This is a genomic window from Pseudodesulfovibrio sp. lm2024 (assembly GCF_051175575.1).
GTDB lineage: Bacteria > Desulfobacterota > Desulfovibrionia > Desulfovibrionales > Desulfovibrionaceae > Pseudodesulfovibrio > Pseudodesulfovibrio caledoniensis.
Genome location: NZ_CP195092.1, coordinates 637,968 through 664,641 on the forward strand (window position 1 = coordinate 637,968; position 26,674 = coordinate 664,641).

Here is a 26,674-nt window from a genome sequence, read left to right on the forward strand (position 1 = left end):
GTCTAGCCGCGCTTGATCCGCAGGAAGGACTTGACCGAACGTACGCCGCCCACGGACTTGGCGTGATTGATGATCTTGTCCCGTTCGGCGGAGGAGCCGACGATGCCGAGCAGGACAACGTTGCACTGCACGGTCTTGATCTCCACGTTGGTGGACCAGATGTCCTTGTCCTGCACAAGCAGGTTCTTGACCTTGGCGTAGAGTTCCAGATTGTCGGTGGTGCCGCAGGTGTCGTTGGCCTTCTTGGGCAGCAGGTAGGTGGTCACCGAGCGCACGCCCTCAACGGCCTTGGCGATCTGCACGGCCCGGTCCACCTGGGCGCGGGACTCGTATTCGCCCACGATGTAGACCAGCCCTTCGTAGCTCGACGCGTCGAAGTCCATGTACTTGACCAGATCGTCCGCCAAAAAGTCCTTCTCGATGAGGAAGGTTATCTTTTCGTCGTTGGCGTAGTCGCCTACGGAGCGCTCCTCCACGGCCACGTTGTAGGCCGTGCAGCCGTTGGCGAACAGGCCCAAGGCCAGGAGCATAAGGATCGATAATATCAGTCTGTTGCGCTGCATGAAACTCCCCCTGAGTTTTTCTAGAGTATCTCTATATACCGGTTTTGCGGCCCGGTGGCAACATCGGCGGCCGGACCCCATTGACCCGGTGCGCGTATTTACTCATACTCCGCGTACTGCCATTGGAGGTGGCGCGATGCAACGAATCCGGTACATTCTCATGTTCTTTCTGGCGGGGCTGATCCTGGCGGGCTGCGGTCCCAAGCGGCCCGTGCTCTATCCCAACGCGCACATGGACGAGGTGGGCATGCAGGTGGCCCAGGCCGACATCGACGACTGCATCATGAAGGCCGAGGCCGCCGGGGCCAACGCCACGGACACGGGCGCGGCCGCCGGAACCGTGGCCAAGTCCGGGGCCGTCGGCGCGGCCGCCGGGGCGGTCTTCGGGGCGATCATGGGCAACGGCGTGGGCCGGGCCGCCGCCGCAACGGGCGGGGCCGCCGCGGCCGGAAGCGCGGTCAACGAAGGGTTCAAGTCCGGCGACCCGACAACCATCCACAAGAATTTCGTCGAACGGTGCCTGCGCGAAAAGGGCTACGACGTCATCGGCTGGAAATAGGAGAAGACCATGAAACGCCTGCTTTCGCTCATCCCGCTCCTGCTCCTCCTGACCGCCTGCGCCGCCAGGGGCCCGCTGGCCGAGGACCGCCGGGGCAACGTGGTCAGCTTTACCCGGACCGACACCGGCAACGTCGTGACCGTCACGCTCAGCCCGGACCTCGAATACGAAAAGCGCGTGCACCGCGACTTCATGGGCGCGACCATCGAGGGTTGGCTCTACCGCGCCGAAGACGGCACCTCGGTCCTGGTCTCCAGCATGGACCGGACCAAATTCGAGGACCTCATCGGCCGGACCATCGAGGCCCCCGAGGCCGGGATCAAGGCGTACCCGCCCCAGACCTCCTGGCTGCCGCGCCTGTGCCAGCTGGTCCGGGCCTACGTGGTCTCCCTGGACAGCGACGTGGTCTCCACGGTCAAGTTCGGCCCCCGCCCCGAAGGCGAGTGCGACGGATCGGTGGACAACGACGCGTACATGGCCGCCCATCTGGACGAGGTGGCCGAGTTCGACCGCCGGGCCGAACAGGAAATCTCCGTCGACTGGTAGCCGCCTCAGTCGAAGAGCAGGCCCAGCGCCTTTTGCAGCGCCTCCCGGTCGACCTCCCAGCCGCCGGACCAGGTCGGTTCCAGGCTGATGGTCCGCTCTCCGGCGTGCAGCGCGTAGCAGTGCAGACGCATGCTCGTGCACGACGCGCGCTGCCCGCCCTTGCCGTACTTTCTGTCGCCGACCACCGGATGCCCGCGCGAGGCGAGTTGCACCCGGATCTGGTGCGTGCGCCCGGTCAGCAGCCGCACGGCCAGCAATGACCGTTCCCGGCCCGTCTTGAGCGCGGTGACCCGCGCCAGCGCCGTCTTGCCCGACCCGGTGCGGACCTTTTCCCTGCCCGGTGCGCCGCGTTTCTCCATGGCGTCTTCCAGCATCGCGCCGTCCGGCTCGTCCCACCGTCCCTCGACCCAGGCCAGGTAGACCTTGGCCACGCCGTTGGACGCGAACAGGTCGTTCAACTCGCGCAGGGCCTCGTAGCTCTTGGCCGCCAGCAGCAGCCCGGATGTGTCGCGGTCCAAACGGTGGGCCAGGGTGGGCATGAACGCGGCGTCGCGGTACAGGGCCCGCAGTCGCGCCGTGACCGAGTCGGTCACCCCGTCGCCGCCATGGGCCGCCAATCCGGCGGGCTTGGCCACGGCCAGCAGGTCCGCGTCCTCATAGGCCACCTTCAGGCCGCCCGCTTCGGACACCTGTTTGGATTCGCCGGGCGTGTACGGCGGAATGCGCACGGTCTGCCCGGCCTCGATGCGGTCAAAAGGCTTCTTGCGGCCCTTGTCCACGCGCACCTGACCCGTGCGGATCCATTTCTGGATGGCCGAGCGCGGCACGTCGCCGGTCAGACGCCGCTCCAAAAACTGCAACAGCTTCTGGCCCGACTCGGCCTGCGTGACGATAACGAATTGTGTTTCCGGCATGATGGTGGTGGAGGGTGCCTCCGGCGGCCGGGGGAAGGGGGAAAGGGAACCCTTTGAGAAAAGGGTTCCCTTTCCCCCTTCCCCCGGACCCCCATCCCCCTTTCCTTCCTAAACTTTTTGGGTCGCTTCGCGAAGGGGGGGGGAGGGGCGGAGAGTTGTGGGGTGGTTATTTTTTGCGCCAGGTGCCGTCGGGATTTTGCAGCCAGGTGCCGGACGGGGCCTGCTGGGCTATCTGGGATGCCCGGCGCTGGCCCACAAGGTCCGGGGTGGTGTTGGTCTTCTTGGCGATGGCCGCGTAGACCGTGGCCCGGTCCTTGTTCTCGGCGGCCACCACATCGGCCTGTTTCTGCGGGCCCCGGAATTCGAGATAGCCCTGGTTGTTCTCGCCCACGGTACCGTCGGCCAGAAGCGCGGCCACGGCGGGCTTGCGGGCGATGAACCGGTCCTTGAGGGGACCGGCCAGGGCGGCGCTGGCCGCCAGCCCGAGGACAAGGGTGAATATGAGGACGAGTCGTGTCTTATTGCGCATTGGTCGCCTCCGGTGCGGCTGGGGCTTCGTCGACGTCGGAGAAGAAATCGTCCAGAGCCCGGTCGACCCGGACGTTCACGTCGATGGTGATGTGGATGGGCTTGACCTCAACCGGGGCCACCTCCACCTTGTGGCTGGTGGAACAGCCCAAGGCGAAGAGCAGCAGGAGGCAGGCCGTCGCGGCTACATAGTGTTTCATGGCATGTTCTCCCTATTCGATCATGCGTGTGATGTCTTTATACAGCAAAATCCGGTCCAGCGGTACGCTGAAATTCACGTCCAGGCGCAAGCCCTGGAAGTTGGAGCCCTTGACGTCGCCGGTCACGCGGATGAACCCGCCGAACTCCCGCTTGTACACGAAGGGCAAAGTCGAGGCGGGCTTGCCGTCCACGGAAAGCCGCACCAGCAGGTCCTCGCCCACGGTGTCCGCCTTGATGCGCACCCACTTGTAGTCGAAGTCCCGGACCGCCTCCCGGGCCAGTTCCAGCTGGCCGCGCTCGGGCGTGCCCTCGGGGATGGCGTCCACCAGGTCCTGCATGGCCTCCACCCGGATGGTCCCGCCCTCGCCCGGCGTGGAGTGCAAAAATCCGCCGTTGAACGAAATTTTCCCGTTCTTCCAGGTCACGGGCAGCTCGCCAGACAGCGCGGCCTCGCCCTCGGCCTTGGCCAGCCCAAGCTGTCCCAGTATCTCCGAAAGCCTGAGCTCGGAACAGAACAGGGTGACCGCGTACTCGTTGGACTCGGGCTCGATGCGGAAGGCCTTGCTCGACACGTGCCCGCCGCACCAGTCGAATCCGGCCTGCTCCACCAGGATGGATCCCATGGACTCCAGCTGGTACACCACCCGTCCCTTGGTCAGGGCGATGTCGCCCGCCTTGATCGAGTCGAAGGACAGGGCCTGGGCCGGGGCGCTGCGCAGGGTGAACAGGTCCGGGGTGTAGTAGGCCAGATCGATGCCGTCAACGACCGTGTTCCCCTCGTTCATGGTCAGCCTGCCCCGGGTCAGGAAGACCCCGAGCCTGCTGTCCACGCCGCGCTCGTTCACCGTGATGCCGCCGTCCGCGCGCAGCGTGCCGGTCAGGGCCACGCCCTTGAGCGCGGGCGCGAGGGTGGCCGGGGCGAACCCTTCGGGCAGGGCGTAACCGGCCACCTTGAAGGTCACGTCCGATTCGTTGCGGACCATGGAGGACCGCCCGGAAAAAGGCACCCGCAGGCCGGGCAGCAGTTCGGTGTAGAGCGTCCCGCCAAAGGCCAGGTCCGTGCCCTCCTGGCGCACTCGGGCCCGGACGTTGCCGAGTCGGCGCTGGTCCAGTCTGAGCCCGGACAGGCTGATTTCCCCCTGCCTGTTCGTCTTGGGCGCGGGCCATTGGAGCGGCAGGGTCAGCCGCATGGGGCCGGAGGTGAATCCGCTTCCCGGCAGCCCCGTGCCCCGTGTGCCGCAGTTCAGGACCACGTCCGCCGATTCCGCGCCCGCCGTTCCCTGCATGGAAAAGATGAAGCCGTTGAGCTTGATGGTCCGGCCCGCAGTTCGGACCGTCAGCTTGTTCGGGTTGGCCGCCGTGAAGGACACGTCCCACAAGCCGCCGCTGTCCTCCTTGCGCAGGGCGTCGAACCGGCCGCCCATTTCCACCCCGGCTCCGGCCACGGAGAACTGCGCGGACAACTCATCCGTCCCGAGGCTGCCCGCCGGGATGGCCAGCGACGCCGGATACGGCTCGGCCAAGGCCACGCGGTCCATGGAGAAGCGGACCTCCCGCTCCTTAAGCCGCCCTTTGATCCCGACCACCGCGCCTTCGGCCAGATCCACGCCCAGGGCGCGCAGGTCGCACCCGGACAGGGCCAGGGAAAACTCGGCGACCGCGCCCGCCGGATCGGCCAGGTTCACCTCGCCGGTGGCCGTCACGGCGGCGGTCGCCTCCAGCGGCACGGGCAGAAAATCGCTGAACGCGCCCACCTCAAGCGCGTCCGCATGGACCGTGAGCGACAGGTCGTCCAGGCTTGGTCCCAGGACCCCCTCCACATGCACGGCCTGGTCGCGCGGTGCCAGTTCGGCGGTAAACGACACGGTCCCGCCCGGCGTGATCTCGGCATCCACGGGCACGGACACGGCCCGGCCCATGATCTCGCAGTCCAGGACCGCGCCGTGCAGGGTCAGCCTGTCCAGCGGCAGGGCCGGAATCGCCGCGCCTTCCGTCGCTTCGTCGCCGTCTTCGGACGCGGGCAGCATGTCCAGCACCGGCAGCCGGAACTGTTCGCCGTCAAAGGAGCAGGCCAGATGCAGCCCGTCCAGCCGGACCGCATCGACCCGCCCGGCCTTGAGCGAGGCCGGAGTGTAGCTGACGTGCACGTTGGCCAGGGTCAGCGCGCCCGCCCCGTCCCCCAGCCGCACCGGCCCTATGTCCGCTGAAAACAACCCCGCGTTGCGCACATGAAACTCGGTCAGCCGCAACCCCATGTCCGCCGCCAATTCCGGCACCAGCCGCTCCAGATACCCCGGCGTCCACACCGTCAGCCACCAGCCCGCGGCCAAGACCGCCGCCAACAGCCACGGCGCGACCAGCACGGTCCACTTCAGGATTGTTTTGCCAAGGGATTTCGCCATGCATTACCCATACAAGCCCCGGTCCCCCATTGGCAAGGGAATGCCTCCGGGCCTCCAGCCGTTGGCGAGTATTCGAGCCTTACGGATGAGGACAGCAGTGATCGGCCGGGGGAAGGGGGAGGAAAACCCTTTGAAAAGGGCTTTTCCTCCCCCTTCCCTCGGCCCCCCATCCTCATCCTTTCCTAAACGTCTTATCGCCGCTTCGCGGGGAGGTGGTGCACAACCAAAAGACCTCCGACTTGTCAGCGAGTCGGAGGTCCAGTTTTGTCTTTGGAGCGATTCGGGTGCGCAGCAGCCGACAGCGGCTCTTTCCCCCGCGCTCGCACAAGGCTTTCGAGAGTGGGTCAGCTGTGCATTTTCTTCCGGCCGCGACAACCGCAGCGTAGCCGTCTACGTGAGGATTGGCGCGGCCGGAAAAAATGTGCAGATGGCCCGCTATCGGAAGCCGCCTTCCACTTGTGGCCGCCCGCTTTTACATGAGGCTTGGTAGGAACGTCACCAACTGAGGAACCGCCAGCAGCAATCCCACACAGACAACGTAGGCGGCCACAAAATACGCAACCCCCTTAAAGGCGTCGGTCATGGATACGTCGTGCGCCATGGAGGCGACGATGAACAGGTTGACGCCCACCGGCGGGGTGATGGCCCCCAGCGTGGTGACCACGGTGATGAGCACGCCGAACCAGATGGGGTCGTAGCCCATGGCCGTGACCACCGGGAAGAAGATGGGGATGGTCACCAGCAGCAGGGCCAGCGCGTCCATGACCATGCCGCCGACCACGTAGATCAGGCAGATGACCATGATGATGACCACAGGCGGGATGGGCAGCGCGGCCACCCAGCCGGCGGCCTCGAAGGGCAGCCGGGTGATGGCCAGGAAGCGTCCGAAAATGACCGCGCCGAGCATGATGACCATGATCATGGAGGAGATTTTCAGGGTGTCGCTGACGGCCAGGCGGAATTTCTCCACGCTCATCTTGCCCGAGACCATGGCGATGAGCAGGGCCAGGGCCGCGCCCGCCGCGCCCGCCTCGGTGGGGGTGAACAGCCCCATGAACAGGCCGCCCATGACCAGGAAGAACAGGGTGACCATCTCGATGGAGCCGGGCAGGGAGCGCAGCTTCTCGTTGAAGGTGGTCTTGGGACCGGCCGGGCCCCAGTCCGGGTGGCGTCGGCACAGATACCAGATGGTCCCCAGGAACAGCGCGGTCAGCAGCACGCCGGGGACCATGCCGCCCACGAACAGCTGGGCGATGGACTGGCTGGTCTGCAGGCCGATGATGATCAGGACCACGGACGGCGGGATGACCACGCCCAGCGTCGCGCCCGCTGCCACCGAGCCCGTGGACAGGATCGGGTTGTACTTGAACTTGCGCATCTCGGGCAGGGCCACGGTGGACATGGTCGCGGCCGTGGCCGAGTTGGACCCGCAGATGGCCGCGAACCCGGCGCAGGCCAGGACCGTGGTCATGGCGATGCCGCCCCGGATCTGGCCCATCCAGGCGTAGGCGGACTTGTACAGCCGCTCGTTCACGCCCGAGTAGAAGCAGATCTGGCCCATGAGGATGAACAGGGGGATGACGGTCAGCCCGTAGTTGGAAAAGACGTTCCACAGCTCGGTGCCGAGCATGCCGGTGGCCGCGTTCCAGTTGAGCACGTAGGCGAAACCGCCAAACCCGATGATGCCCATGGCGAAGGCCACGGGGATGCGGAACAGAAAGATGGAGACCAGGAGCAGGAGGGTGCCGAGGATACCGGCGGTGATCGGATCCATTACGCCACCTTCTCCCGGGTCAGGGCCTTGAGCGTGTCCACGGCCAGGACGAAGGCCAGGGCGAGGCACCCGACGGCCGAGGCGAACACGAAGGGATGGTAGATGATCTGCAGGGTCTCGGAGACCTCGCCGGTCTGGACCAGGAAGGCCGCCCATTTCCAGGTCTCGATACCCGCCAGCAGGAAGAAGCCGCAGGACAGCGCGTTGGTCGCGGCGTCGGCCAGCCTGCGGAACCAGGCCGGGAATCGCGTGAGCAGGATGCCCACGGCGATGTGCGCCTTGCGCCGCTGGGCGAACGCCAGGGAAAAGGCGGCCACCACCGCGCCGAGGTAGCCCATGAGTTCGAAGGTTCCCGGCACCGGATTGTTGAAGACCCCGCGCATGACCATATTGACGCAGCCCAGGACCATCATGGCCACCAGGAACAGCCCGGCCAGACAGGTCAGGAGCCTGGTGACCAGTTCACTCGCCTTATCAAGAAAATCCATCATGACCCACCCGAAAAGAAAAAACGCCTCCATCCGCTCAGGGACGGAGGCGCTATTGCGGTTCCGTTACATGCCTTCGTATTTGGCCTTGAGGGCGAGCATGTCGGCCAGGACAGCGTCCACGTCGATGCCCGCCTTGGTGCCGGCAGCCTTCCAGTCGTCGACCAGCGGCTCGCCGAGCGCCTTGATCCGGGCGTGTTCTTCGTCGGTCAGCTCAAAGACCTGCACCTGGTACTTTTCCTTGGACCAGGCCAGGGCTTCCTTGATGTGGTCGTCCACGTACCGGCCGGTCCACTGAGCCTGCTCGCGGGAGAGGCCGTCCAGAACCTTCTTGACGTCGGCGGGCAGGGACGCCCACCTGGCCTTGTTCATGATCACCACAAAGGGGTAGACCGGCAGGTTGGTGATGGTCTCATAGCGGCAGATGTCGGCGAAGTTGAAGTCCTTGAGCACGTCGAAGGAGGAGACAAGCCCTTTGACCACGCCCTTCTGCAGGGCCTCGGGGGTCTCGGACATGGGCATGCCCACGCCCTGTGCGCCCAGGCCGCTCAAAACCCGCAGGATGGTGCCCGAGGCGCGCAGCGGCAGGCCGTTGAAGTCGGCCAGGGTCTTCACCGGGGTGTTGCTCATGATCTGGGACGGGGGCGAGGTGAACACGGCCAGGACCTTGACGTCCTTGAACTCCTCGGGGCCGTACTGCTGGAAGAGATCCCACATGGTCAGGCTGGCCGCCTCGGAGGAGGTGAAGGCCACGGGCAGGTTGACCACGTCCATGAACGGGAACACGCCGGGGTAGTACGCGGTGGAGATGCAGCCGATGTCTGCCTGGCCGGTCTGCACGCCGCGCAGCATGTTCTTGGGACCGAGCAGGGTGGAGCCGGGGAAGGTCTGGACGGTCAGAGCCCCGCCGGTGCGCTTCTCGACTTCGGTCTTCCACCGCTCCATCTGGACGCAGGGGAAGGTCTTGGCGGGCGGGAAGTTGGCGTAGGTCACCATGGTCCCGGCCAGGGCCGAGGCCGCCATGAGGCAGGTCAGGGCCAGGCTCACGGCCAGCGCGGTCATCGTTTTTCGCATCACTCTCTCCTTGAAATGCGTATGGTTGGGAACGGCCGGTCGGCCGTTCCCCTATTGGACGTTTAGATCGTAGGCCAGGACCAGGGTCCTGCGGTTGCCGTAGCCGTAGCCCGTAAAGGTGTTGACCAGCACGCACAGCTGCTTGTTGCCGTCGTTGTTCAGGTCGGCCAGGGCCACGTCCGCGACCTGGCCCTTGATGCGCCGGGTCTTCCAGGCCAGGTTCAGGCCCACCTGGTCGTAGACCAGCGAGTGGATCTCGCCCTGGGTGTAGTATTTATAGTTCTTGAACACCTGGGCCGTGGCCGACAGGTCGCGGTTGACCAGCATCTCGTAGCGCTTGTTCGAGGTCAGCGGCGCGGTCAGCCCGCGGATGGGGATGTTGTAGGTGACGCCGTGCTCCTCGGTGGGGCCGCCGCCCATGCCGAGCATCTTGTCCGCGGTCTCGATGACCACGCCGGAGCTGTTGTAGGTCTCGTCGCTCTCGTAGAGGCGCTCGAAGGACTGGCTGTAGACCACCAGCTTGTGGCTGTTGTTGATGACCACGCACTTGTAGCCCAGGCCGTCGGGCAGATAGGTCATGTTGTAGACATTGCCGAAGGGCGGCACCGGGATGGTCTGGCCGAACTCGACGTCGTTGCCCTTGATAAAGGCTTCGTAGACGTGCTTGTCGAACAGGTCGCGCTGGCCTTTTTTCTGGGCCACCAGGATCGGCATGTAGGTCGGCGGAATGCGCATCACGCCGAGGAACCGGTCCACCTTTTCGACCACGTATTTGAATTTGCCGCCCTCGAAGGAGAGAATGCAGGACTGGGGATTGCCGCGCGGGGCGCGGACGCCGCCCTGGTTCTGGAACCGGTAGGCGCCGATGATGAACTCGGGCATGCCGTCGCGGTTCAGGTCCGCGATCTCGAGGCGGACGCTCATGACGTTGGCGGGCAGTTCGAAGGTGTTCAGGTGCTGGAGCTTGCCATCCTTGAAACGGAAGGCCGCGAGGGCCGATTCCTGGAGGATGAAGATTTCGTTGCGGCCGTCGCCGTCGCCGTCGGCGATGTACATGCCGAAGGAGTAGAAGGGCAGGGTCTGGCTCCTCCAGCGGCCGGTGGTCTCGGTGCCGCCTTCATAGCGGAACTGCGGGTTGAGGGCGGCCGACTGGAAGGGCTGCCCGTCGCCGGTAATGAACGGGCTGTTGGTGGGGGCCGCGGTCTGGACCGGGGCCTGTTCGGCCTTCTTCTCCTCGACCGAGCCGTAGCCCGGGCGGTTGAACACGTCGCCCTGCAGGAGCTTGGCCTGGGCGTCCAGCCAGCTGGTCATCTCGTCGATGCCCACTTCGCCCTTTTTCTGCCAGGAGTTGCCGTCGGCCGAGACGGCGTCAATGCGCATGTGCGCCTTGCTGCCGAGAATGGCGATCTCGCCGTACATAATATAGTCCACGCCCAGGCTGCGCAGGGCGGACAGGGCCGCGCCCTTGTCGTTGGGCACGCCCACGGACTGCAGGCTCTTGGTGGTGGGCTCGACGTGGCCGAGCCATTCCAGGTCGTTCTCCAGGCTGGCCTGGACGGCCTTGGAAAAGTATTCGTATTTCTGGGGCCCGTTGTAGACGAACGGGAGGACCGCATAGGTCTTGTTCCCTTGGGCCATGGCCGGGAGGGCCAGGAGCAGGGTCGCCGCAAGGGCGATCAAGACGGTGATGACAGGTCTTCTTGCCATGTATTCCTCCGGAAGGTAGGTGATAACCTTGTTTTGTGGCATGTGTGGACGTGCGGTCTCGCACGGGAGCCCCTTGTACCAGTTTCCTGACCGGATGCAAAGGGCGAAGACAGTTGATACGGCGGGGGATAGCCGCTATTGCTGCCGTCGGCGGACGGGCCGGACGGCATGGTGACGGTCCGGTGTCCGGGCCGCCCAGGGAGAGTACATGACCCAATTCGGACGCACCTTCAGGCTGGTCTGCGACGAACCGGCCGTCCCGGTGGTGGAAGGGCTGCTGCGCGCGCAGGGATTCGATTTCGGACCCGAGCCGTTCTACGCTTTTGCCCGCAGGCTGATCCATGAGCCGTTTCCTCTCGGTGAAAGTCTGGCCGCCCGGTTCGGCCTCATCTATATACAGGACCGTTCCTCCATGCTGCCGCCGCTGGCCCTGAACCCGCCGGCCGGGGCCGACGTCCTGGACATGTGCTCCGCGCCGGGCAGCAAGACGAGCCTGCTCGCCCGCATGGTGGGACCGCAGGGGTTCGTGTTCGCGTCCGAGCCTTCGGCCGACCGGCTGGGCACCCTGCGCGCCAACCTACGGCGCACCGGCTCGGTCAACGCGGCCACGGCCAAGGCCATGGCCCAGGATCTGCCCTTTGCGGACGGCGCTTGGGGCCACATCCAGCTGGACCCGCCGTGCAGCGGCTGGGGCACCGTGGACAAGAATCCCAAGGTAATGGAGGTCTGGTCCGGTTCCAAGACGGCCCCGCTGGTCTCCCTGCAAAAGACGCTCCTGGAAAAGGCGGCGTCCCTCCTGCGTCCCGGCGGCACGGTCCTGTACTCCACCTGCACCACTAATATCGAGGAGAACGAGGAGCAGGTTGCATGGGCCCTGGAGACCCTCGACCTGGAGCTCATGCCCCTCGCCGAGCCCGAGGGGTTTGTTTTCGAGCCCCCGCACATGCCCGGCATGGACGGTGTCCTGCGCGTGGCCGAGGACTCGGACGGCCAGGGATTCTTCCTGGCCCGGTTCGTGAAGAAGGGCGGCGAAAGCGCAACCTCCGGCGCGGGTGCGCAAAATACGGACCTGCCGGGCAACCGGCTGGACCTGGCGAAGATGGTCGGCGGCGACCTGCTCGACCTGACCCGGCTGCCGCCCGGCGAGGTCTACGATTTCGGCGGCAAGGCGTTCTTCCTGCACCAAAGGGCTCTGGACCTGGTGCCTCCGGGCCTGCGCTGGCAGGGGTTCCCCCTGGGCAAGTCGGCGGGCAGGGGCGACCGGGCCAAGTTCACTCCCGCGCCCCTGGCCCGGGTACTGCTTCCGGAGGACCCGTCACGGGCCGCCTGCGACGTGCTCGACGCGGACGACACGGCGATCCTGGAGCGTCTGTTCACCGGCCAGAGCGTGCCGTTCGGGCAGGGCAGGGGCAGCGTGGGCCTGTATTATCGGGGCTTGCCCGTGGGCTGGCTGGCCAGAAAGGGCGGACGTCTTTTGTGGTCTGCAAAATAGTCAAATAATTTCAGCGTATTGAATGGCGTAAATTTTTTGTCAAAAAGCGTTGACAAAAGAGAGGCGTGTGGGCAGTATGCCCTTCGCTGAACGCGGATGGGTGCTTGGACAAGAGCGCGCCGCCACTGCCGAAAGTGGTTGACAAGCGGTGCCTGCCAAGCTAAAAGCTCTCTTCCTGCGGGCGCGTAGCTCAGCTGGGAGAGCATCGGCCTTACAAGCCGAGGGTCACAGGTTCGAGCCCTGTCGCGCCCACCATCTTTGAAATAGAGGGTATGCTTAACACCCTTTATCATAAAAGTGCGGAGCCGTAGTTAAGCTGGTTATAACGCCGGCCTGTCACGCCGGAGGCCGCGAGTTCGAGTCTCGTCGGCTCCGCCACTTGAAAGAACTAGGATGTTAGATGATTATCTAACATCCTTTTTCTTTTGCTATTTCCAACAGGCGGACGTAAATCCGTCCCTGAATCGTTTTCAGGCTACATCCCCTTTGTTAGCTGTCTTGGTTTTGCTCCGTTCTGCCGCTAAGAGTTTAGACACTGAAGCTCGGCTTTCTGCCCTTGCACTTCCCTGCCCTTTTAGCTTTTGCAATCCCAGCCAGTTGCCGTGCCTAGGTTCGTTTCAACTTGGCAAAGACTCCGAGCACTCCATGGGAGTCTTCCCACTCGCTGTGCCTGTGTCTCTGCGCTGATTGAGCACCTTAAAGGCGGCATCTTTATTTCAAGCACGTCTTCGAGGTCGCAAAGACGCGCATGTTACGGGTGAGCCTGTCCAATTTCCAGACTGCCAGCTTGTCTCCGTTGCCGATCGTCTCAAACAGGAGTTTCAGCACTAGCCGTCCATTGGTGGTAGCAATGGCCTTTTCTTCTCGCATGACAGTGGTAGGGTAGGCGCGTTTGATTGCGCTATCTGGATTTGTGGGCTTTGGTCGGTGGTCGAGGCTCGGCAGTAGGCAAAGGTAGTGGACATAGGCACCTCGCTAGGGACATTAGGGTTTGAGATGCCAGCACCCCTGAGGTCAAAAGGGTGGGAAGTCAACTCAAATGTCCGTGCCTTGTCCTGAGGACACTAGGGTATACCTAATTGTCTAGTAAAGGTCGTGTCTTTTGACGTAGCGAATTAGAAAACGTTCTAGATCATCGATTTCATTTAATAGAGTTGGAACGTAAAATAACATTCCTAACATAAATATAAAAGTAAATGCAAAAATGATATAAGTCGGTAAAGACGGGGCAACAATAAATGGACAATTTCTTTCTATAAACATAATAATTGAAATTAAAAATGCGATTAATGAGATTATTGGGGCAATTAACCCATTATCAACTCTAACATAGTAGTATGAGTATCTGGCGCTGATTTCTGATCGCAATTCTTGAATGTTGATTTTTGCAGTTCCAGAATTGCTGCTATCAATTATATATGACTGAGCAATTGCCATTTTGTATTGATTGTTTGAATTTGTGATTGGAAGAACTAAGGGGGAAAAGCTTTTGAGTTCGTCTAGGGAATGCCTTCTTTTGTAAACAAACCTACGTGATCTAAACGGACTGAGTATTGAAATCGATAGTTGGTGTATTATTGTGCCTAGGGGTAATGCCAATGTGACTGCGACTGCTAAAACAGGGATAACTGTTTCTAACCCTTTTAGGCTGACTAGTTCCCATTTTACACAAGGCAGGTAGTACATAAAAATCCAAAAAATACAAGTGAGTCCTGATATTTGAAACCTCAGAAATTGTTTCATTTAGGCCTCCAAAATTGGTTCATATTTAAAAATGTGATCACCATTTGTGTCTATCGATAGAAAGGATAGTTCAGGGAAGAAACTGGCTGGATAAAATCTATGCGATTCGTTGCTCCAAATGTTCTTCAGGGATTCAGCGTAGGTTGTGTCGTAAACGTTTCTTTTGCAATTGTCCCTATTGATTATGAAATTTAGAGGTGAGTCTTCGTTGCAAATATCAGAAAATGTAACGATCCCATTTTCTTTAGCCACATGAACGGCATAGCTTATTTGCATTCTGCTCCACGATTTATCAGATAATGGTAGGCCACAGCAGTTCGGAGTGCTAGTTTCATATTCACGGAAATCTTTATTGCAAGACGAAATGTCTAAGCGGTATTTCTTGCACAGTTTTACTAATTGCTCATATGTCTTTTGTGTTACTTGTTGGTTTAATCGTAAGTATCCGTTTCTGTTATGTTTTAAGTCGCTATTGTTGTGGTAGTATTCAATTACGTCAAAGCCGATCGCCTCTGAAATATGATCGTAATTCGCCTTTGTTTGTATGGTTAAAGTCCTTGGGACTCGCAACCATTCAACTGTCACCCATTGGAAGCCATACTCTTTGGCCTTTTCTAATAATGCCCCAAAAGTCTTTTCTGAAAAATTTGGAATAATCGGTCTTAGTCGCAAGCCAAGATTTACTTTGGTATGCGATAGCGCAAGGCCGAGATTTAGCCTTTCCTCAGGTGATGGAGTTAACGGTTCAATTAACTTTAACGTAGCTGAATCCATTGAAATCAATGAAATTAGCACTGAGGCTTTTGAATAACTTTCTAGTGCCTCTAGGTATTCTTCTTTGCCTAATTCTAAACCTTTCGTGCTTATTCTAATTGGATAGTTATTCCCTCCAGTTCGAAATAATTTAATTAAATTGAGAGTTGATTTGTATTTTTGTTCTAATATTCCACATGGCTCTGTTTGTGCACCAATCTGTACGGCGATCCTTCGATCTAAAAAATATTTCAGCGATCGCGAATCTCTATTTGTTGGTTCAAACCCATGGATGAGTTTTTCTACTGTACTGATATCAAATACATCTTTTGATGCGTCAAATCCTCTTTCTTTGCGCTTCTTTGCTTTGTTGTGCCATGATTCCTTGTGCTTGGTGAAACAATATTTACATCCATAATTACAAATGTGATATGGTTCAATTGCTATTGGGTATGAGCAATACGGCCATTCTGGGGTGATAAATATTCCCATATTCATTAGCTGCCTAGAGGTGTAGTGGGCGTCCAATTGGAGCGTTGCTAGTATGCCTACGTTGACAGCCCTTTGTAGGCCAAAATCGATGCTTGTTCAAATGAATAGGGCTAGCAGTTGAAGGGGGGAGCTATGCGATTGCATGGAAGGTTCATCCAATACTGCTTAAGAGGGGATGACTTCCTTTGGTGGGGCGCTAAGATGTGTCTGTAGTCGCGAGTGGCCGTAAATACGACATGCAACCCGTTGCTTAATCGAGCATATAGCTTGTATAACTATTCGAAATTATGTAGAAAATAGTTAGAGTTTTGGCCTGTCACGCCGGAGGCCGCGAGTTCGAGTCTCGTCGGCTCCGCCAGTAAAGAACAAGGACATTACTCAATAAGGGTAATGTCCTTGTTCAGTTCTAGAGCTATTCAACGCTCTACCCGATACATCTACCCGATGAATTTTCCATTTTTAAAATGGCGATGCGGCGGTCTTGAACCCAAAAAAATTGAAATTGAGTTCGATCCCAGGGGGCGGCCACCTTTTCATTTTTTGATTTTTTGAGTTGAACATGATTCGGATAGTTGGCGTTGACTAATATAAAAAGGCCGCGGCGTTAGCCCCGGCCTTGTTTTTTTGCGGCTATTTTATAGGCGCAGCCTAAAAGGTCCCATCGATCTGTTCGAGCGCGTTGTCGAGCCCAAGCTCGTGCAGGTAGCGGGCTGTCGTGTTCGGGTTCTTGTGGCGCAGGATACGCTGGATCAGCGAGACCGGGTGCCCGGCATGGAACAGTTCCGTGGCCGTGAGGTGGCGATTCTCGTGGTAGAGGACTATTATCTGCCTACGCCGGAGGCAGAGGGTTCGAGTTCCTTCGGCTCCGCCACGAAAGATCAAGGGCATCAACGATAGTTGGTGCCCTTGTTTCGTTTCGTTGTCCGAAGAGCGTCAGACACATTAAACGGGAATACTTATATCTTTAGTTTGGAATCGCGGCTGGTTGGGCTATCCATTTTTCTTGTGATCCCCGATGGATCGCTTTTGTCCGGTTGAATCTGTGCGGGGAGGGTATTGTGCTGAACTGGACATAAGTCCTGTCGGCTATACTTGGGGTCGTTCTTGGTCTTATTTTGGCGTGGGAGAACCTTTGCATAGTATGCGATACGTTGGGTCCAGTGTCCTCTTGTTGCTCATTGTGAGCTCTCTGGCGGTGTTCGAAATGGGGAGGCGGGTGCGTATGCCGGGTGATTTTAGTGCGCTCTCGGCCTTTCTTTTGCTCGAAAGGGACGCGGAGCAGTGGATGGCCAGCGAGCGAATGCGGTTTCTCCGGGGCGAAGAACTGGTGGAAGTAGTGCTAAGCGGAATTTCCGCTGGGCGTACGGAGTGAACGATGGACATGTCGATTGCTGATTTGCTGCGATTCAATGAGTTCCTGGATTCAACAATGAATCCGAGGAAGTTGGACGAGGAATATATTACTGCAAGGCAAGACGAGTTGGACGATATATCCAGGGGTTTTGATGGTAAATATTCCCCTCTTATAGCCCTAAGCTATGCCAAGTTGCTGGAATTGACCGTTTTCCTGACTGGAACATGTTCTGACAATTGCCGAATCGCGGATTTTGGGGATCTTGTGGTAAATCCTCGGCATATGGACGTTTGTGTCTTGAATACCCGATTGATAAAAGAAGAGTACGGCATTAATGACGATATTCCGCTTTGGTTCAAGAGACAAGTGCGTGTGAGTGCTGGTGACCAATATTCTGAAGACCTGGGAAGAATGGTTGTTGATCCTGCTTTTTTGTTACCTTTTGTTGAAAAAGGGCTACTGCTGAGAACGGTAAAGAAAGAAAGGCATGGGAGATTGAGCGATCAGTTTCGGTATTGTATTTCAGATGATCCGCATTGTGCTTCATCATATATTGAGCGGGCTACGCCTGCCGCACATAATGCGGTAAAAATGCTTGATTGCGGATACAAAAGGGCTGATTCTCGCGATGTCACATCCTGGCTCGCCAGCAGCACGGTATTGAATATCGTGAAAGGCACCTTGAAAAGCGATCTCATGGATGTATTGTGTGAAGTGATGTCAACTGATTATCTGAAATCAGTTAGCAAAAGATTTGAAAAGGCATTTAGTTCTTTGCACTATGTAAGCACGGCAAAGCAAAATTTCGCTGATTTTCCCTATGACGATGGGGTGAGGATCTCTGAGTGGGCTGAGATTAATAACACTTTATGTCATTTCAATCTAGATGGCTATGGGGCTATCCAGTCAGAATTAGACAAAAGCCTTGCCAGTCCATATTACAGAAGTCATTTTCTGGATATTGCATTGTACGAGGTTCCAATATCACATGACATAACCCGGATACAAATGATAAGAAGCATCATGTAAAATTTTTGCATCATCTGACATACCCCAAGCACTCCTGTAAAAATGACCGATTGAATCCATGAGCTGCGCCGGGCGGATTCATTTCCGGTCACGCCAAAGGCCGCAAGTTCGAGTCTCATCGGCTCCACCACGAAAAAGAAAAGGACTTCAGGATGATGCCTTGAAGTCCTTTTCTTTTGTTGTTGCCACAATGTGTGGAGAGGGGGCGGGCGCGATTTTCAGAGATGTCGGCCCCCTTTTTAATTACCGTTCAACTCCGGTTATATGTCCTTGAGGTAGCGGTAATACGTGTCCAGTTGGTAGACGGCCGCCATGGGATTGTGTCCCAGCATGCGGTCCTTGACCGCGAGCACGGTCACCGGGGCTTTCGCGTGCATGATGAACAGGGAGTCATGCCCCACGCACAGCCCCATGAGGACATTCAGATCGACCTCGCAGTCATTGACGGCTTCGGCCTGGAACACCGGGTTGCACATGGTCTCCACCTCGCAAGTGGTGTCAACGTGCTCATCGCGGGTCAGGCCCAGTTCGGATTTGGGGACGCGTCCCGCCTTGCAGGCCACGGAGACCACTTCAAAGCCGGCGGACTCGAACAGTCTGTGGACCTTCTCCGCCTCGAATCTCACGCCCACGCAAAAAGCCAGGCCCAGGCGTTTGTAGTGCATCCGCCGGGCGAATTCGATAATCTCCTGGATGCGCGGTTTGCAGGGGGCGACGGTGGCGTAGCCCTGTTCTCTTCCCGAATAGCCCTCACTTTCCTGCCGGGAGGCCTCGCAGGCGAAGGGAAGTAGATCTTCGGCGGTGGTAGCCGCCGTGGCCCGGGCCAAGGTCTCTTTCATTCTTATGGAAGGACAGTTCTCCGGGGCCTTGCCGCCCGCTTTGCGGCAGTACCTTTCCGACCATTCATAGGGACATACTGCGCATTGTGGGTGTGGATGGGGCATGGTGATTCCTTTGGTATCGGTTTATTCTCAGGGAGGCCGAATTGCTCGGATTTCCCCCTGTACACCCTGTCCGTCGCGTTTCGCAAGGGACGTAATGCGGCGCTGATAGTTCTTCTCTTGCGAACCGGCTTCTCCATAGGGGGGGGCTTCGTTTGCTACTCATACCCGGGGACCCGGACGGTCACGGAGAAATATATGTAGGGCGGATACAGGAGGGTGGCATGAGCGGAAAAGTGAAGTGAGGAGGGAATAGGCTTTATCTGGTCGGGCTTGTCGATTTCAAACGGGAGATCAATGGGGGCTCTGAAAAAGTGAAGAAGTGCTGGGGCATTGGGGCGTCGATTTCAAATGGAAGGGCATATCGGATGAGTACAGAGAGGTTATTGCGGTGGGTGGAGGAGGTGCCTCAAGAGGGGAGAGAGTTCCTCTTTCACATAGGTCTTAAACTATGTTTCACTTGGCAGCGCTTGACTGTTAACTCATTCCGTATATAAAAAAAGAAAGTTTTGGACGCGACAACTAAAGGTCAATAGGGGGGAAGCAGCTATGGCAAACTGTCTTGACGTTGCGCAATATATTCTGGAGAGAAGAGGGCCGACCTCAACTATCAAGTTGCAAAAACTCGTTTTTTATTCTCTGGCCTGGTCTCTTGTCTGGGATGAAGATCCTATTTTTACAGATAAGATAGAGGCTTGGGCAAATGGACCTGTTGCTCCGAGGCTTTTTCACGAGCATAAGGGGTTGTTCAAAGCCGACAGTATTCCCCATGGGCATTCTGAGAATTTGACTAAAGATCAGAAGGAAACCGTTGACAAGGTAATCGAATTTTACGGGAATAAATCCGCTCATTGGCTGGTGGAGTTGACACATATGGAGAGACCTTGGAAAGAGGCCCGTGGCGATTGCCCGCCTGGGGAATCTTGCAATAACCCAATCCCGATTGACAAAATCGCCGAGTTTTATAGCGCCTTATAACTTCATGGCCCGCAATAAAAGACAAGGGCCCAAAGCTGGCGCAGAGGTCCCCGAGGAAAAGCCAGGTGTCGGAGAGGTTCCATCAACTTTTTTTGATTTGCCAATAGGCTGGAACTTTTCCCGGATGGATTGTGATGGGACATTTTGTCCATGTGATTTCCGACGGTTGACGAGGTATAGGGATCAACTTATGTCTCTAGAGGGGAAAAGCTGTCATAGAATATTTAATTCTAGGAGTGGGCATTGCCACGCTTACTCTTCATCGGACGTACTGAGTAAAGATGCTCAAAATAGATTAAAAGAACTTCATTTAGACCAAGAGACTATTTTCCAAATTGGGTTAGGTAATAAACCCCGACTCTTTGGGATAATGAATAAAAATATTTTTCAACTTCTTTTTCTCGACGAAAATCATGAAGTTTATCCAGTAGACAAAAAAAACACGTAAAAATGGGCGTATGAGTTTTAAAAACCCGCTCCGGCGGTTTTTTTGTGCCCCCCTACCGGCTCTCACCTACTCGCCAACCAACCGAAGTTCCCTAAACTGCCGGATTACGCTTCTAGTATTCAAAGGAGCGTGCTCCGTGATCGAACAAGCCACCATCCACCGCCTGGAAAAGTCCGACGCCGGAACCTTCGGCTTTCTGTCTATCGATGGAAAGGCTATTTGCGTCACCCTCGAGCCGTCTGACAACGGCAATGCCAAAGACCGTTTGCATTCCCTAAGGGGGGGCTGTGTAAATCGGTCCACTCGACCTACTTCGATTACATCTACGAGATAGCCGACATCCCGTGCTACACCAGCATTCTGTTCCATCCAGGCCACACCGCAGGGCAGGGACACGCCGGAGGCCGAGAGTTCGAGTTTTGTCAGCTCCGCCTCTCAAAATCGCAGGCTTCAGTCAATGAACTAATTGTCTTATTCCTTAGCATTTTAGATTAGTTCGGGTGTGATTCGCTTTTATATCCCAGGCGGAGAAGCTGCCGTTGGTCCTGTTTCGCGTAGGCCGATAATGTTTTTACCCGAACATAAGGTGGTTGCCGCATTTGAGTCGTTTGAGATGACATTTTTGCGGCACCCACGATTGACACGGGTTTGCTCCTGAGCTACAAGTTGTAAAAATACAAACGGTGTTCGACAATGTCGGACAAGGGGCGTTGATGAGCGAAGGCAGAATTATACAGTCTGTGGCGCGGGCCTTGAATATCCTGGAACTGTTCGAAGGTTCCCCGGATCTCAGCGTGACGGAAATCGCCAACCGGCTCGATTTGAGCAAGAGCACGGCCTTCGGTCTGATCAACACCTTGGCGCACAAGGGGTATCTGGAGCAGAATCCCCGCGATTCGCGCTACCGGCTCGGCCTCAAGCTCCTTCGCATGGGCGGGGCGGTCCAGCGGCACAACGTCATCGTCAACCGCGCCAGGCCGTTCATGGAAAAGCTCGTGGAAGAGTTCTCCGAGACCGTGCACCTGACCGTCGAGCGCAACGGCATGGTCGTCTACATCGAGAAGATCGAGGGCGACAAGGCGATCTTCGTGCAGTCCGCCATAGGCGCGGAAAACCCGATGTACTGCACCGCCGTCGGCAAATGCCTGCTCGCCTACATGCCCGAATCCAAGGCGGAACGGCTGCTCAGGAAGATGCAGCCGCTGGAGAGACGCGGCCCGAACACCATCACCGACGTCGAAGAACTGCGGCAGGAGCTGCAGGCCATCCGCGAACGCGGCATCAGCATCGATGACGAAGAGCATGTGCCCGGTTTGATGTGCATCGCCGCCCCGATCCGCAATCATACCGGGGAAGTGGTGGCGGCCATCAGCATGTCCGGGGCCAAGGCCGGGATCTCGTCCAAGCTGGTCGGCCGGATATCGGAGCGAGTGGCCAGAGCCGCGCAGCAGATCAGCGCCGCCATGTAATTTTTTTTTCGCAATCTATGCGAACTGCGTGCGATATAGTCGCACATTTGAAATGAGTAGATGAGGGGGACGGCGGTGAAGGCGGCTTGGACTAGGGAGCCTGTAACCGACGCTGAGTATGGTTGACCGGTCCGAACATCTCGAAAGAGGCTTTTGTGGTGTTGAAACGGGACAGGGCAGTCATTGCAGGGACATGCGCGCGATTCCTGCATTCAAAGAAGAGAACGTTGTGCGATAATGTCGTACTAAAAGCGATTGGCACTGTACGATGAACCGGCCCCGAGCGCGAGACGAAGCGTCTTGCCCGGCAACAACGATTGAATGGATGGTCATCAATCCGGGACATTGCGCATTGGGCTGTCGTAGATATAATTTTCGTTCTAAGTGTGAATAGCGTGCGAAATAGTCGCACAAAGTGGTTGCGGTTCTGGTGCGTAGACAGCTTGGTGACACGGAACAGTCAGGCGAGGGCGAAAGCAGCTGTCCGCAGTTCCTCGGGAGGGAGTAACAGCTAATGATGGAGGTTGATCGTTACTAATGGTTATAAACGTGCCCGGGCGGATCGAATTCGCAGGGTGCGGGGGACGAAAAGGTGGACGCCGGGTGCTTGCCGATCCGACGCAAGGCCCCGGCAGGGCTCTCCCCTCGGGAGCCGGTGGTATTTTAACTTCACGCTGGAAGGAAAACGCTCGGCCCTTTGTCCGTAAACAGGCGGAAGAGTGGCAACCCGTCGGCATGACAGCCGGGATCCCGCCTGACAGGGTGGCAGACCGGGGCAAGGGCCGGGCCGGAAAGGCGGCGACCATTCGGTGCCGCAACTTCACCATCCTGGATGGAACGTGCGCATGGGGCGCACCCCATTCCGGAGGTGTTGTAGGGTGTTGTGAAGAAATTGAATGATAGTGAAACGCTGGAATGTACACGACGGGTCGGATGTCGGCAAAGGCATCCCCGGTTCCGGCAAAAATAAACGAGAATGCAATGACTCCAGTACTTTTTTTGATAATACTCGCGATCGCCATCGCCTTCCTGATGTTGATGATTATGAAGGTCAAAATGCACCCGGTCCTGGCGCTCTTCCTGACCAGCCTCGGACTGGGCCTGGCCTTCGGCAACAATCTCATCGGGACCGTCAATCTGATTAACACCGGCTTCGGCGGAACCCTCAAGGGCATCGGCGTCACCATCATCCTGGGCTCGATCCTGGCCATGGGCATTCAGGACACCGGCGCGGCCACGTCCATCTGCAACTTCTTCACCCGCCTGTTCCGCGGCCGGGCGCTCGAGCTCGCCCCGGCGCTGACGGCGTTCATCGTGTCCATCCCGGTGTTCGGCGACATCACCATGGTCCTGACCGCGCCGATCGCGTCCATCCTGTCCAAGCGCAAGAGGATTTCCATGTCCTCCATGTCCTCCTTCATCGGCATGGGTCTGGGCCTGACCCACGGCCTGGTGCCGCCCACCCCCGGCATCCTGGCCATCGCCCTGATGTACGGCGCGGACCTCGGGCTGACCATCTTCTGGGGAACGGTCATCGCCTTTATCGCCTTCATCGGCACCTGGCTGGTGCTGCGCAAATGGGCGGCCAAGGAATGGATCGACCCGCGCGAGGATTTCGTGGACGGCATCGAACCGGCCAAATCCGAAGCGGTCGAGGACATCATCATTCACGAGAAGGGGCTGCCCAGCGCCCTGATGGCCCTGCTGCCCGTCCTTATCCCCGTGGTGCTCATCACCTTCGCGTCCTTCGCCAAGGTCTACATGAAAGACGGCGGCGCGACCCTGACCTTCTTCACCTCGGTGGGCGACAGGGTCATGGCCCTGCTGCTGGGCGTCGTGTTCACCATCGTCCTCGGCTACGTCAAGGCCGAGAAGGTCAAGGCCCACCACCTGCGCACCGCCGGTGACGACGGCGCGAGCCTGCGGCAGATCATCTTCGGCACCTGGGTGGGACGCGGCCTCGTGGTCGCCCTGCTGCCCCTGCTCATCACCGCCATGGGCGGCGCCATGGGCGGCATTCTCAAGAGCGTGCCCGTGGTCAAGGAGCTCGGCACCATGGTGGCCGACACGAGCCTGCTTCCGATCATGATTCCCTTCCTCACGGCCTCCATCCTGATGACGGCTGTGGGCTCCATGACCACCGCCGGCCTGACCGCCGCCGCCATCATCCTGCCCATGCTGGATTCCCTTGGGCTCTCCCCGGTGGCCGCCACCCTTTCCATCGGCTGCGGCACCATGATCTTCAGCCACCTGAACGACAGCGGCTTCTGGATCATGACGCAGTTCTTCAACCTGAACACGACTCAGGGCTTGAAATACCTGACCATTCCCCGCGCCGTCAGCGGCGTGATCGGTTTCATCACACTGGCGACCCTGGTGTCCATGGGACTGATCTAGCGGGCTTGGGAAATCCGACAACAACCCTTTGTCCGGCGGCTTTCGCCGGACAAAGGGAAAACCGGCCAGGAATCTGGTCATGATACATTGCACAAGCAAGGAGCAACAAATGTCTTTTGATTCTTTCCAGGGTGTCATCCCGCCTGTCCTCACCGTCATGAACGAGAAGGGTGAATTCGACAGCGACGGAATGGGCGTCCTGATAGACCGGCTGGTGGACAGCGACGTCAACGCGCTGCTGTTCCTCGGCAGCGCGGGAGAATTCTCCCAGATGACGTCCGTCACCCGGAAGCGGGTCGCGGAGTACTGCGTGAAGAAGGTGGCCGGGCGCAAGCCGGTGATCATCGGCACCGGCGCCTGCGGCACGGCCGAGGTCGTCGAACTGAGCGAACACGCGGAGTCCATCGGGGCCGACGCGGTGATCGTGGTCAACCCCTACTACCAGGGCATGAGCGACGAACGGCTGTACCGGCACTACAAGACCGTCTCGGAGAGCATCTCGATCCCGGTGCTGATGTACAACTTCCCGGCCCTGACCGGCAAGGACCTGCCGCCCGAGCTGGTGACGCGCATCGCCAAGGACTGCCCGAACGTGATAGGTATCAAGGACACCGTGGACTGCATCAGCCACATCCGCGACCTGATCCTCCAGGCCAAGGGCGCACGGCCCGATTTCAAGGTCATCTGCGGGTACGACGAATACCTGTTCTCGACCCTGGCCCTGGGCGGCGACGGCGGCATTGTCGGCACGTCGAACTTCGCCCCGGAAATCACCTGCGGCATCTACAAGGCCTTCCGGGAAAAGGACATGGCCACGCTCCTGGAGCTGCTCCCGCGCCTGAGCATCCTGTCCCAGCTGTATGCGCTGGACGTCCCGTTCTCCTGGCTGCTGAAGGAAGCCGTGCGCGCCACCGGGGTGGATATCCCCACCGGCGTGGCCGCTCCCGCCAGCGAGCCCACCGACGACGTCAAGCGGCGTTTTGCCGAGATCCTCAAGCAGGCGGGCTTCTAGGGAGACGAACGGAGAGGAACCGCACGACATACAATGCTAATCGCAACCTTGTGAAAAGGAGATATAATTTTGTCTAAACAACGATGTGAACGCGTACGAGATCTCTGGTCGCAGGTCGACGCCCTGATGATGGGCATGAACTGGACGCGGGAAGACGTCGAGAAACCGCAGATCCTGGTCGACGACGTCCAGGGCGACAGCCATCCCGGCAGCTACCACCTCGACGTCCTGAGCGAAGAGGCCTCCATCGGCATCTACGAGGCCGGCGGACGCCCGGCGAAGTTCCACGTCACGGACATCTGCGACGGCTGGGCCCAGGGGCATGAGGGCATGAACTTCATCCTCTGCTCGCGCGGCATCATCGCCGACATGGTGGAAATCCACGCCTCGGTCATTCCCTGGGACGGCATGATCCTGCTGTCCGGCTGCGACAAGTCCACGCCCGCCCATCTGATGGCTGCGGCGCGCATGGACATCCCGACCATCCATATCCCGGGCGGGGCCATGCGTTCCGGTCCGGGCAACTCGACCTCGGGCCTGGCCGGGCCGCTGTCCGCGCGCAAGAAGAAGGGACACGTCGACCTCGCCGAGATGCGCGACTACAAGCTCACCGGCTGCCCCTCCTGCGGCGCCTGCCAGTTCATGGGCACGGCCAGCACCATGCAGTGCATGTCCGAGGCCCTGGGCATGGCCCTGCCCGGCACCGCGCTCATGCCCGCGACCATGGCGGAAATCCGCCGCATGGCCCGGGCCGCCGGAAAGCAGATCCTGTACCTGGCCGATCAGGGCATCACCGCCCGCAAAATCATGACCAAGGCGAACTTCGTCAACGCCATGAAGGTCCACGCGGCCATCGGCGGCAGCACCAACGCCTATATCCACATGCCCGCCATCGCCCACGAGATCGGCCTTGAGCTCGACCCCAGAGAGTTCGACGCCATCGGGCAGGAGATCAAGTACATCACCAATATCCAGCCCAGCGGCAAGTACACCGCCGAGCTGTTCTGGTTCGCGGGCGGCATTCCCATGGTCCAGCACATGCTCCGCGACCAGCTCGACCTGGACGTCATGACCGTCACGGGCCGTTCCCTGGGCGATTCCCTGGCCATGCTGGAGGAAGACGGCTTCTTCAACCGCTGCCTCGGCCACCTCAAGAGCTACAGCATCCCGCAGCACGACGTCATCCGCACCCCCGAGCAGTCGGACAAGTGCGGCTCCATCGCAGTGCTGGACGGCAATCTGGCTCCCAAGGGGGCGGTCGTGAAGTACGCGGCCGTGAAGCCGGACATGCACAGGCATGTCGGCCCGGCCGCCGTGTTCGACAGCGAGGACGATGCCCAGGCCGCCATCATCGCGGGCAAGATCAATCCCGGTTCCGTCGTGGTCATCCGCTATGAAGGCCCCAAGGGCAGCGGCATGCCGGAGATGTTCATGACCACCGACGCCATCGTCTATGACGAGACCCTGAACGGCACGGTGGCCATCGTCACGGACGGCCGGTTCTCCGGAGCCACCAGCGGCCCGTGCATAGGCCACGTCTCTCCCGAGGCGGTCGACGGCGGTCCCATCGCCCTGGTGGAGGACGGCGACCTGATCGAAATCAACATCCCGGAGCGGGCGTTGCAGGTCGTCGGCGTGAAGGGCGAAAAGAAGACTCCCGAAGAGATGGAGTCGATCCTGGCCGAACGCCGCAAGAACTGGACACTGCCCGAGCGCCCGCAGAAACGCGGCGTGCTCAAGCGCTATTCCGACAGCGCCGTCTCCGCCATGGAAGGAGCGTACATGCGCTAGGAATCCCCGAGCGGGAACC

Annotated in this window: 22 protein-coding genes and 2 tRNA genes; 11 read left to right on the plus strand and 13 right to left on the minus strand. The window is 59.0% G+C overall.

Annotated elements, in window-relative coordinates; genetic code table 11:
- Positions 1-2: 2 nt before the first annotated feature.
- On the minus strand, positions 3-563 hold the full coding sequence (locus ACR42D_RS02915) for a BON domain-containing protein (protein WP_484565366.1): 561 nt from the start codon (positions 561-563) through the stop codon (positions 3-5).
- Between the two features lie 136 nt (positions 564-699).
- On the opposite strand from ACR42D_RS02915, the gene ACR42D_RS02920 reads away from it, so the two are divergent.
- Complete coding sequence (locus ACR42D_RS02920) at positions 700-1,122, plus strand: hypothetical protein (RefSeq protein ID WP_484565367.1); 423 nt, start codon at positions 700-702, stop codon at positions 1,120-1,122.
- Between the two features lie 9 nt (positions 1,123-1,131).
- Positions 1,132-1,668, plus strand: a complete 537-nt coding sequence (locus ACR42D_RS02925) for a hypothetical protein (protein ID WP_484565368.1) — start codon at positions 1,132-1,134, stop codon at positions 1,666-1,668.
- A gap of 5 nt (positions 1,669-1,673) precedes the next feature.
- Here the strand turns inward: ACR42D_RS02925 and ACR42D_RS02930 are convergent, their stop codons facing one another.
- The 8 genes from ACR42D_RS02930 to ACR42D_RS02965 form a co-directional block, all read right to left on the minus strand.
- Entirely contained in the window at positions 1,674-2,582 is a 909-nt protein-coding gene (locus ACR42D_RS02930; RefSeq protein WP_484565369.1) for an RluA family pseudouridine synthase, read from the minus strand.
- Positions 2,583-2,748: 166 nt separating this feature from the next.
- Entirely contained in the window at positions 2,749-3,111 is a 363-nt protein-coding gene (locus ACR42D_RS02935; protein ID WP_484565370.1) for a YdbL family probable chaperone protein, read from the minus strand.
- Complete coding sequence (locus ACR42D_RS02940; protein WP_484565371.1) at positions 3,101-3,310, minus strand: hypothetical protein; 210 nt, start codon at positions 3,308-3,310, stop codon at positions 3,101-3,103. The genes ACR42D_RS02935 and ACR42D_RS02940 overlap by 11 nt, the downstream gene beginning before the upstream one ends.
- 12 nt (positions 3,311-3,322) lie before the next feature.
- Positions 3,323-5,713 (minus strand): intermembrane phospholipid transport protein YdbH family protein, encoded by a 2,391-nt coding sequence (locus ACR42D_RS02945; protein ID WP_484565372.1) that lies wholly within the window; start codon positions 5,711-5,713, stop codon positions 3,323-3,325.
- Between the two features lie 472 nt (positions 5,714-6,185).
- A complete protein-coding gene (locus ACR42D_RS02950) occupies positions 6,186-7,487 on the minus strand; it encodes a TRAP transporter large permease (protein WP_484565373.1) in 1,302 nt (433 codons plus the stop codon).
- Positions 7,487-7,975 carry a TRAP transporter small permease gene (locus tag ACR42D_RS02955; protein ID WP_484565374.1) on the minus strand — a complete coding sequence of 163 codons (489 nt, stop codon included), beginning with the start codon at positions 7,973-7,975 and terminating at the stop codon, positions 7,487-7,489. The genes ACR42D_RS02950 and ACR42D_RS02955 overlap by 1 nt, the downstream gene beginning before the upstream one ends.
- Positions 7,976-8,041: 66 nt before the next feature.
- Positions 8,042-9,049 (minus strand): TRAP transporter substrate-binding protein, encoded by a 1,008-nt coding sequence (locus tag ACR42D_RS02960; protein WP_484565375.1) that lies wholly within the window; start codon positions 9,047-9,049, stop codon positions 8,042-8,044.
- A gap of 51 nt (positions 9,050-9,100) precedes the next feature.
- On the minus strand, positions 9,101-10,756 hold the full coding sequence (locus ACR42D_RS02965; RefSeq protein WP_484565376.1) for an FG-GAP-like repeat-containing protein: 1,656 nt from the start codon (positions 10,754-10,756) through the stop codon (positions 9,101-9,103).
- 208 nt (positions 10,757-10,964) lie between these two features.
- Here ACR42D_RS02965 and ACR42D_RS02970 point away from each other — a divergent pair, with 208 nt between their 5' ends.
- From ACR42D_RS02970 to ACR42D_RS02980, 3 genes are all read left to right on the plus strand, one after another.
- Complete coding sequence (locus tag ACR42D_RS02970; protein WP_484565377.1) at positions 10,965-12,248, plus strand: RsmB/NOP family class I SAM-dependent RNA methyltransferase; 1,284 nt, start codon at positions 10,965-10,967, stop codon at positions 12,246-12,248.
- 179 nt (positions 12,249-12,427) lie between these two features.
- Positions 12,428-12,503, plus strand: a tRNA-Val gene (locus ACR42D_RS02975).
- A gap of 46 nt (positions 12,504-12,549) precedes the next feature.
- A tRNA-Asp gene (locus ACR42D_RS02980) sits at positions 12,550-12,626 on the plus strand.
- A 705-nt stretch (positions 12,627-13,331) separates the two neighbouring features.
- Here ACR42D_RS02980 and ACR42D_RS02985 read toward each other — a convergent pair.
- The 3 genes from ACR42D_RS02985 to ACR42D_RS02995 form a co-directional block, all read right to left on the minus strand.
- Positions 13,332-13,991, minus strand: coding sequence for a hypothetical protein (locus ACR42D_RS02985; RefSeq protein WP_484565378.1), 660 nt, complete (start codon positions 13,989-13,991; stop codon positions 13,332-13,334).
- Positions 13,992-15,236: a radical SAM protein gene (locus tag ACR42D_RS02990; protein ID WP_484565379.1), complete on the minus strand. Its 1,245-nt coding sequence runs from the start codon at positions 15,234-15,236 to the stop codon at positions 13,992-13,994.
- A 648-nt stretch (positions 15,237-15,884) separates the two neighbouring features.
- Positions 15,885-16,124, minus strand: a complete 240-nt coding sequence (locus tag ACR42D_RS02995) for a tyrosine-type recombinase/integrase (protein WP_484565380.1) — start codon at positions 16,122-16,124, stop codon at positions 15,885-15,887.
- A 487-nt stretch (positions 16,125-16,611) separates the two neighbouring features.
- On the opposite strand from ACR42D_RS02995, the gene ACR42D_RS03000 reads away from it, so the two are divergent.
- On the plus strand, positions 16,612-17,619 hold the full coding sequence (locus ACR42D_RS03000; protein WP_484565381.1) for a hypothetical protein: 1,008 nt from the start codon (positions 16,612-16,614) through the stop codon (positions 17,617-17,619).
- Positions 17,620-17,879: 260 nt separating this feature from the next.
- Here the strand turns inward: ACR42D_RS03000 and ACR42D_RS03005 are convergent, their stop codons facing one another.
- Positions 17,880-18,563, minus strand: coding sequence for a DUF1847 domain-containing protein (locus ACR42D_RS03005; protein WP_484565382.1), 684 nt, complete (start codon positions 18,561-18,563; stop codon positions 17,880-17,882).
- Between the two features lie 546 nt (positions 18,564-19,109).
- Here ACR42D_RS03005 and ACR42D_RS03010 point away from each other — a divergent pair.
- From ACR42D_RS03010 to ilvD, 5 genes are all read left to right on the plus strand, one after another.
- Positions 19,110-19,538 carry a Panacea domain-containing protein gene (locus tag ACR42D_RS03010; RefSeq protein WP_484565383.1) on the plus strand — a complete coding sequence of 143 codons (429 nt, stop codon included), beginning with the start codon at positions 19,110-19,112 and terminating at the stop codon, positions 19,536-19,538.
- Positions 19,539-20,699: 1,161 nt separating this feature from the next.
- The gene (locus ACR42D_RS03015) at positions 20,700-21,455 is read left to right on the plus strand and encodes an IclR family transcriptional regulator (protein WP_484565384.1); all 756 of its coding nucleotides are present in this window, start codon (positions 20,700-20,702) and stop codon (positions 21,453-21,455) included.
- Between the two features lie 981 nt (positions 21,456-22,436).
- The gene (locus tag ACR42D_RS03020; RefSeq protein WP_484565385.1) at positions 22,437-23,852 is read left to right on the plus strand and encodes a GntP family permease; all 1,416 of its coding nucleotides are present in this window, start codon (positions 22,437-22,439) and stop codon (positions 23,850-23,852) included.
- Between the two features lie 109 nt (positions 23,853-23,961).
- On the plus strand, positions 23,962-24,864 hold the full coding sequence (locus tag ACR42D_RS03025; protein WP_484565386.1) for a dihydrodipicolinate synthase family protein: 903 nt from the start codon (positions 23,962-23,964) through the stop codon (positions 24,862-24,864).
- Between the two features lie 69 nt (positions 24,865-24,933).
- Positions 24,934-26,655, plus strand: coding sequence for a dihydroxy-acid dehydratase (gene ilvD / locus ACR42D_RS03030; RefSeq protein WP_484565387.1), 1,722 nt, complete (start codon positions 24,934-24,936; stop codon positions 26,653-26,655).
- Positions 26,656-26,674: the final 19 nt, after the last annotated feature.

What these genes read in the sequence shown, in the direction of transcription:
- ACR42D_RS02965 (WP_484565376.1), bottom strand. Translation starts at nt 10,756, where the DNA reads ATGGCAAGAAGACCTGTCATCACCGTCTTGATCGCCCTTGCGGCGACC.
- ACR42D_RS03010 (WP_484565383.1), top strand. Translation starts at nt 19,110, where the DNA reads ATGGCAAACTGTCTTGACGTTGCGCAATATATTCTGGAGAGAAGAGGG.
- ACR42D_RS02955 (WP_484565374.1), bottom strand. Translation starts at nt 7,975, where the DNA reads ATGGATTTTCTTGATAAGGCGAGTGAACTGGTCACCAGGCTCCTGACC.
- ACR42D_RS02925 (WP_484565368.1), top strand. Translation starts at nt 1,132, where the DNA reads ATGAAACGCCTGCTTTCGCTCATCCCGCTCCTGCTCCTCCTGACCGCC.
- ACR42D_RS02935 (WP_484565370.1), bottom strand. Translation starts at nt 3,111, where the DNA reads ATGCGCAATAAGACACGACTCGTCCTCATATTCACCCTTGTCCTCGGG.
- ACR42D_RS02915 (WP_484565366.1), bottom strand. Translation starts at nt 563, where the DNA reads ATGCAGCGCAACAGACTGATATTATCGATCCTTATGCTCCTGGCCTTG.
- ACR42D_RS02985 (WP_484565378.1), bottom strand. Translation starts at nt 13,991, where the DNA reads ATGAAACAATTTCTGAGGTTTCAAATATCAGGACTCACTTGTATTTTT.
- ACR42D_RS02970 (WP_484565377.1), top strand. Translation starts at nt 10,965, where the DNA reads ATGACCCAATTCGGACGCACCTTCAGGCTGGTCTGCGACGAACCGGCC.
- ACR42D_RS02990 (WP_484565379.1), bottom strand. Translation starts at nt 15,236, where the DNA reads ATGGGAATATTTATCACCCCAGAATGGCCGTATTGCTCATACCCAATA.
- ACR42D_RS03020 (WP_484565385.1), top strand. Translation starts at nt 22,437, where the DNA reads ATGACTCCAGTACTTTTTTTGATAATACTCGCGATCGCCATCGCCTTC.
- ACR42D_RS03005 (WP_484565382.1), bottom strand. Translation starts at nt 18,563, where the DNA reads ATGCCCCATCCACACCCACAATGCGCAGTATGTCCCTATGAATGGTCG.
- ACR42D_RS02940 (WP_484565371.1), bottom strand. Translation starts at nt 3,310, where the DNA reads ATGAAACACTATGTAGCCGCGACGGCCTGCCTCCTGCTGCTCTTCGCC.
- ACR42D_RS03025 (WP_484565386.1), top strand. Translation starts at nt 23,962, where the DNA reads ATGTCTTTTGATTCTTTCCAGGGTGTCATCCCGCCTGTCCTCACCGTC.
- ACR42D_RS02930 (WP_484565369.1), bottom strand. Translation starts at nt 2,582, where the DNA reads ATGCCGGAAACACAATTCGTTATCGTCACGCAGGCCGAGTCGGGCCAG.
- ACR42D_RS02960 (WP_484565375.1), bottom strand. Translation starts at nt 9,049, where the DNA reads ATGCGAAAAACGATGACCGCGCTGGCCGTGAGCCTGGCCCTGACCTGC.
- ACR42D_RS02920 (WP_484565367.1), top strand. Translation starts at nt 700, where the DNA reads ATGCAACGAATCCGGTACATTCTCATGTTCTTTCTGGCGGGGCTGATC.
- ACR42D_RS02945 (WP_484565372.1), bottom strand. Translation starts at nt 5,713, where the DNA reads ATGGCGAAATCCCTTGGCAAAACAATCCTGAAGTGGACCGTGCTGGTC.
- ACR42D_RS03015 (WP_484565384.1), top strand. Translation starts at nt 20,700, where the DNA reads ATGAGCGAAGGCAGAATTATACAGTCTGTGGCGCGGGCCTTGAATATC.
- ACR42D_RS02995 (WP_484565380.1), bottom strand. Translation starts at nt 16,124, where the DNA reads ATGCCCTTGATCTTTCGTGGCGGAGCCGAAGGAACTCGAACCCTCTGC.
- ACR42D_RS02950 (WP_484565373.1), bottom strand. Translation starts at nt 7,487, where the DNA reads ATGGATCCGATCACCGCCGGTATCCTCGGCACCCTCCTGCTCCTGGTC.
- ACR42D_RS03000 (WP_484565381.1), top strand. Translation starts at nt 16,612, where the DNA reads ATGGACATGTCGATTGCTGATTTGCTGCGATTCAATGAGTTCCTGGAT.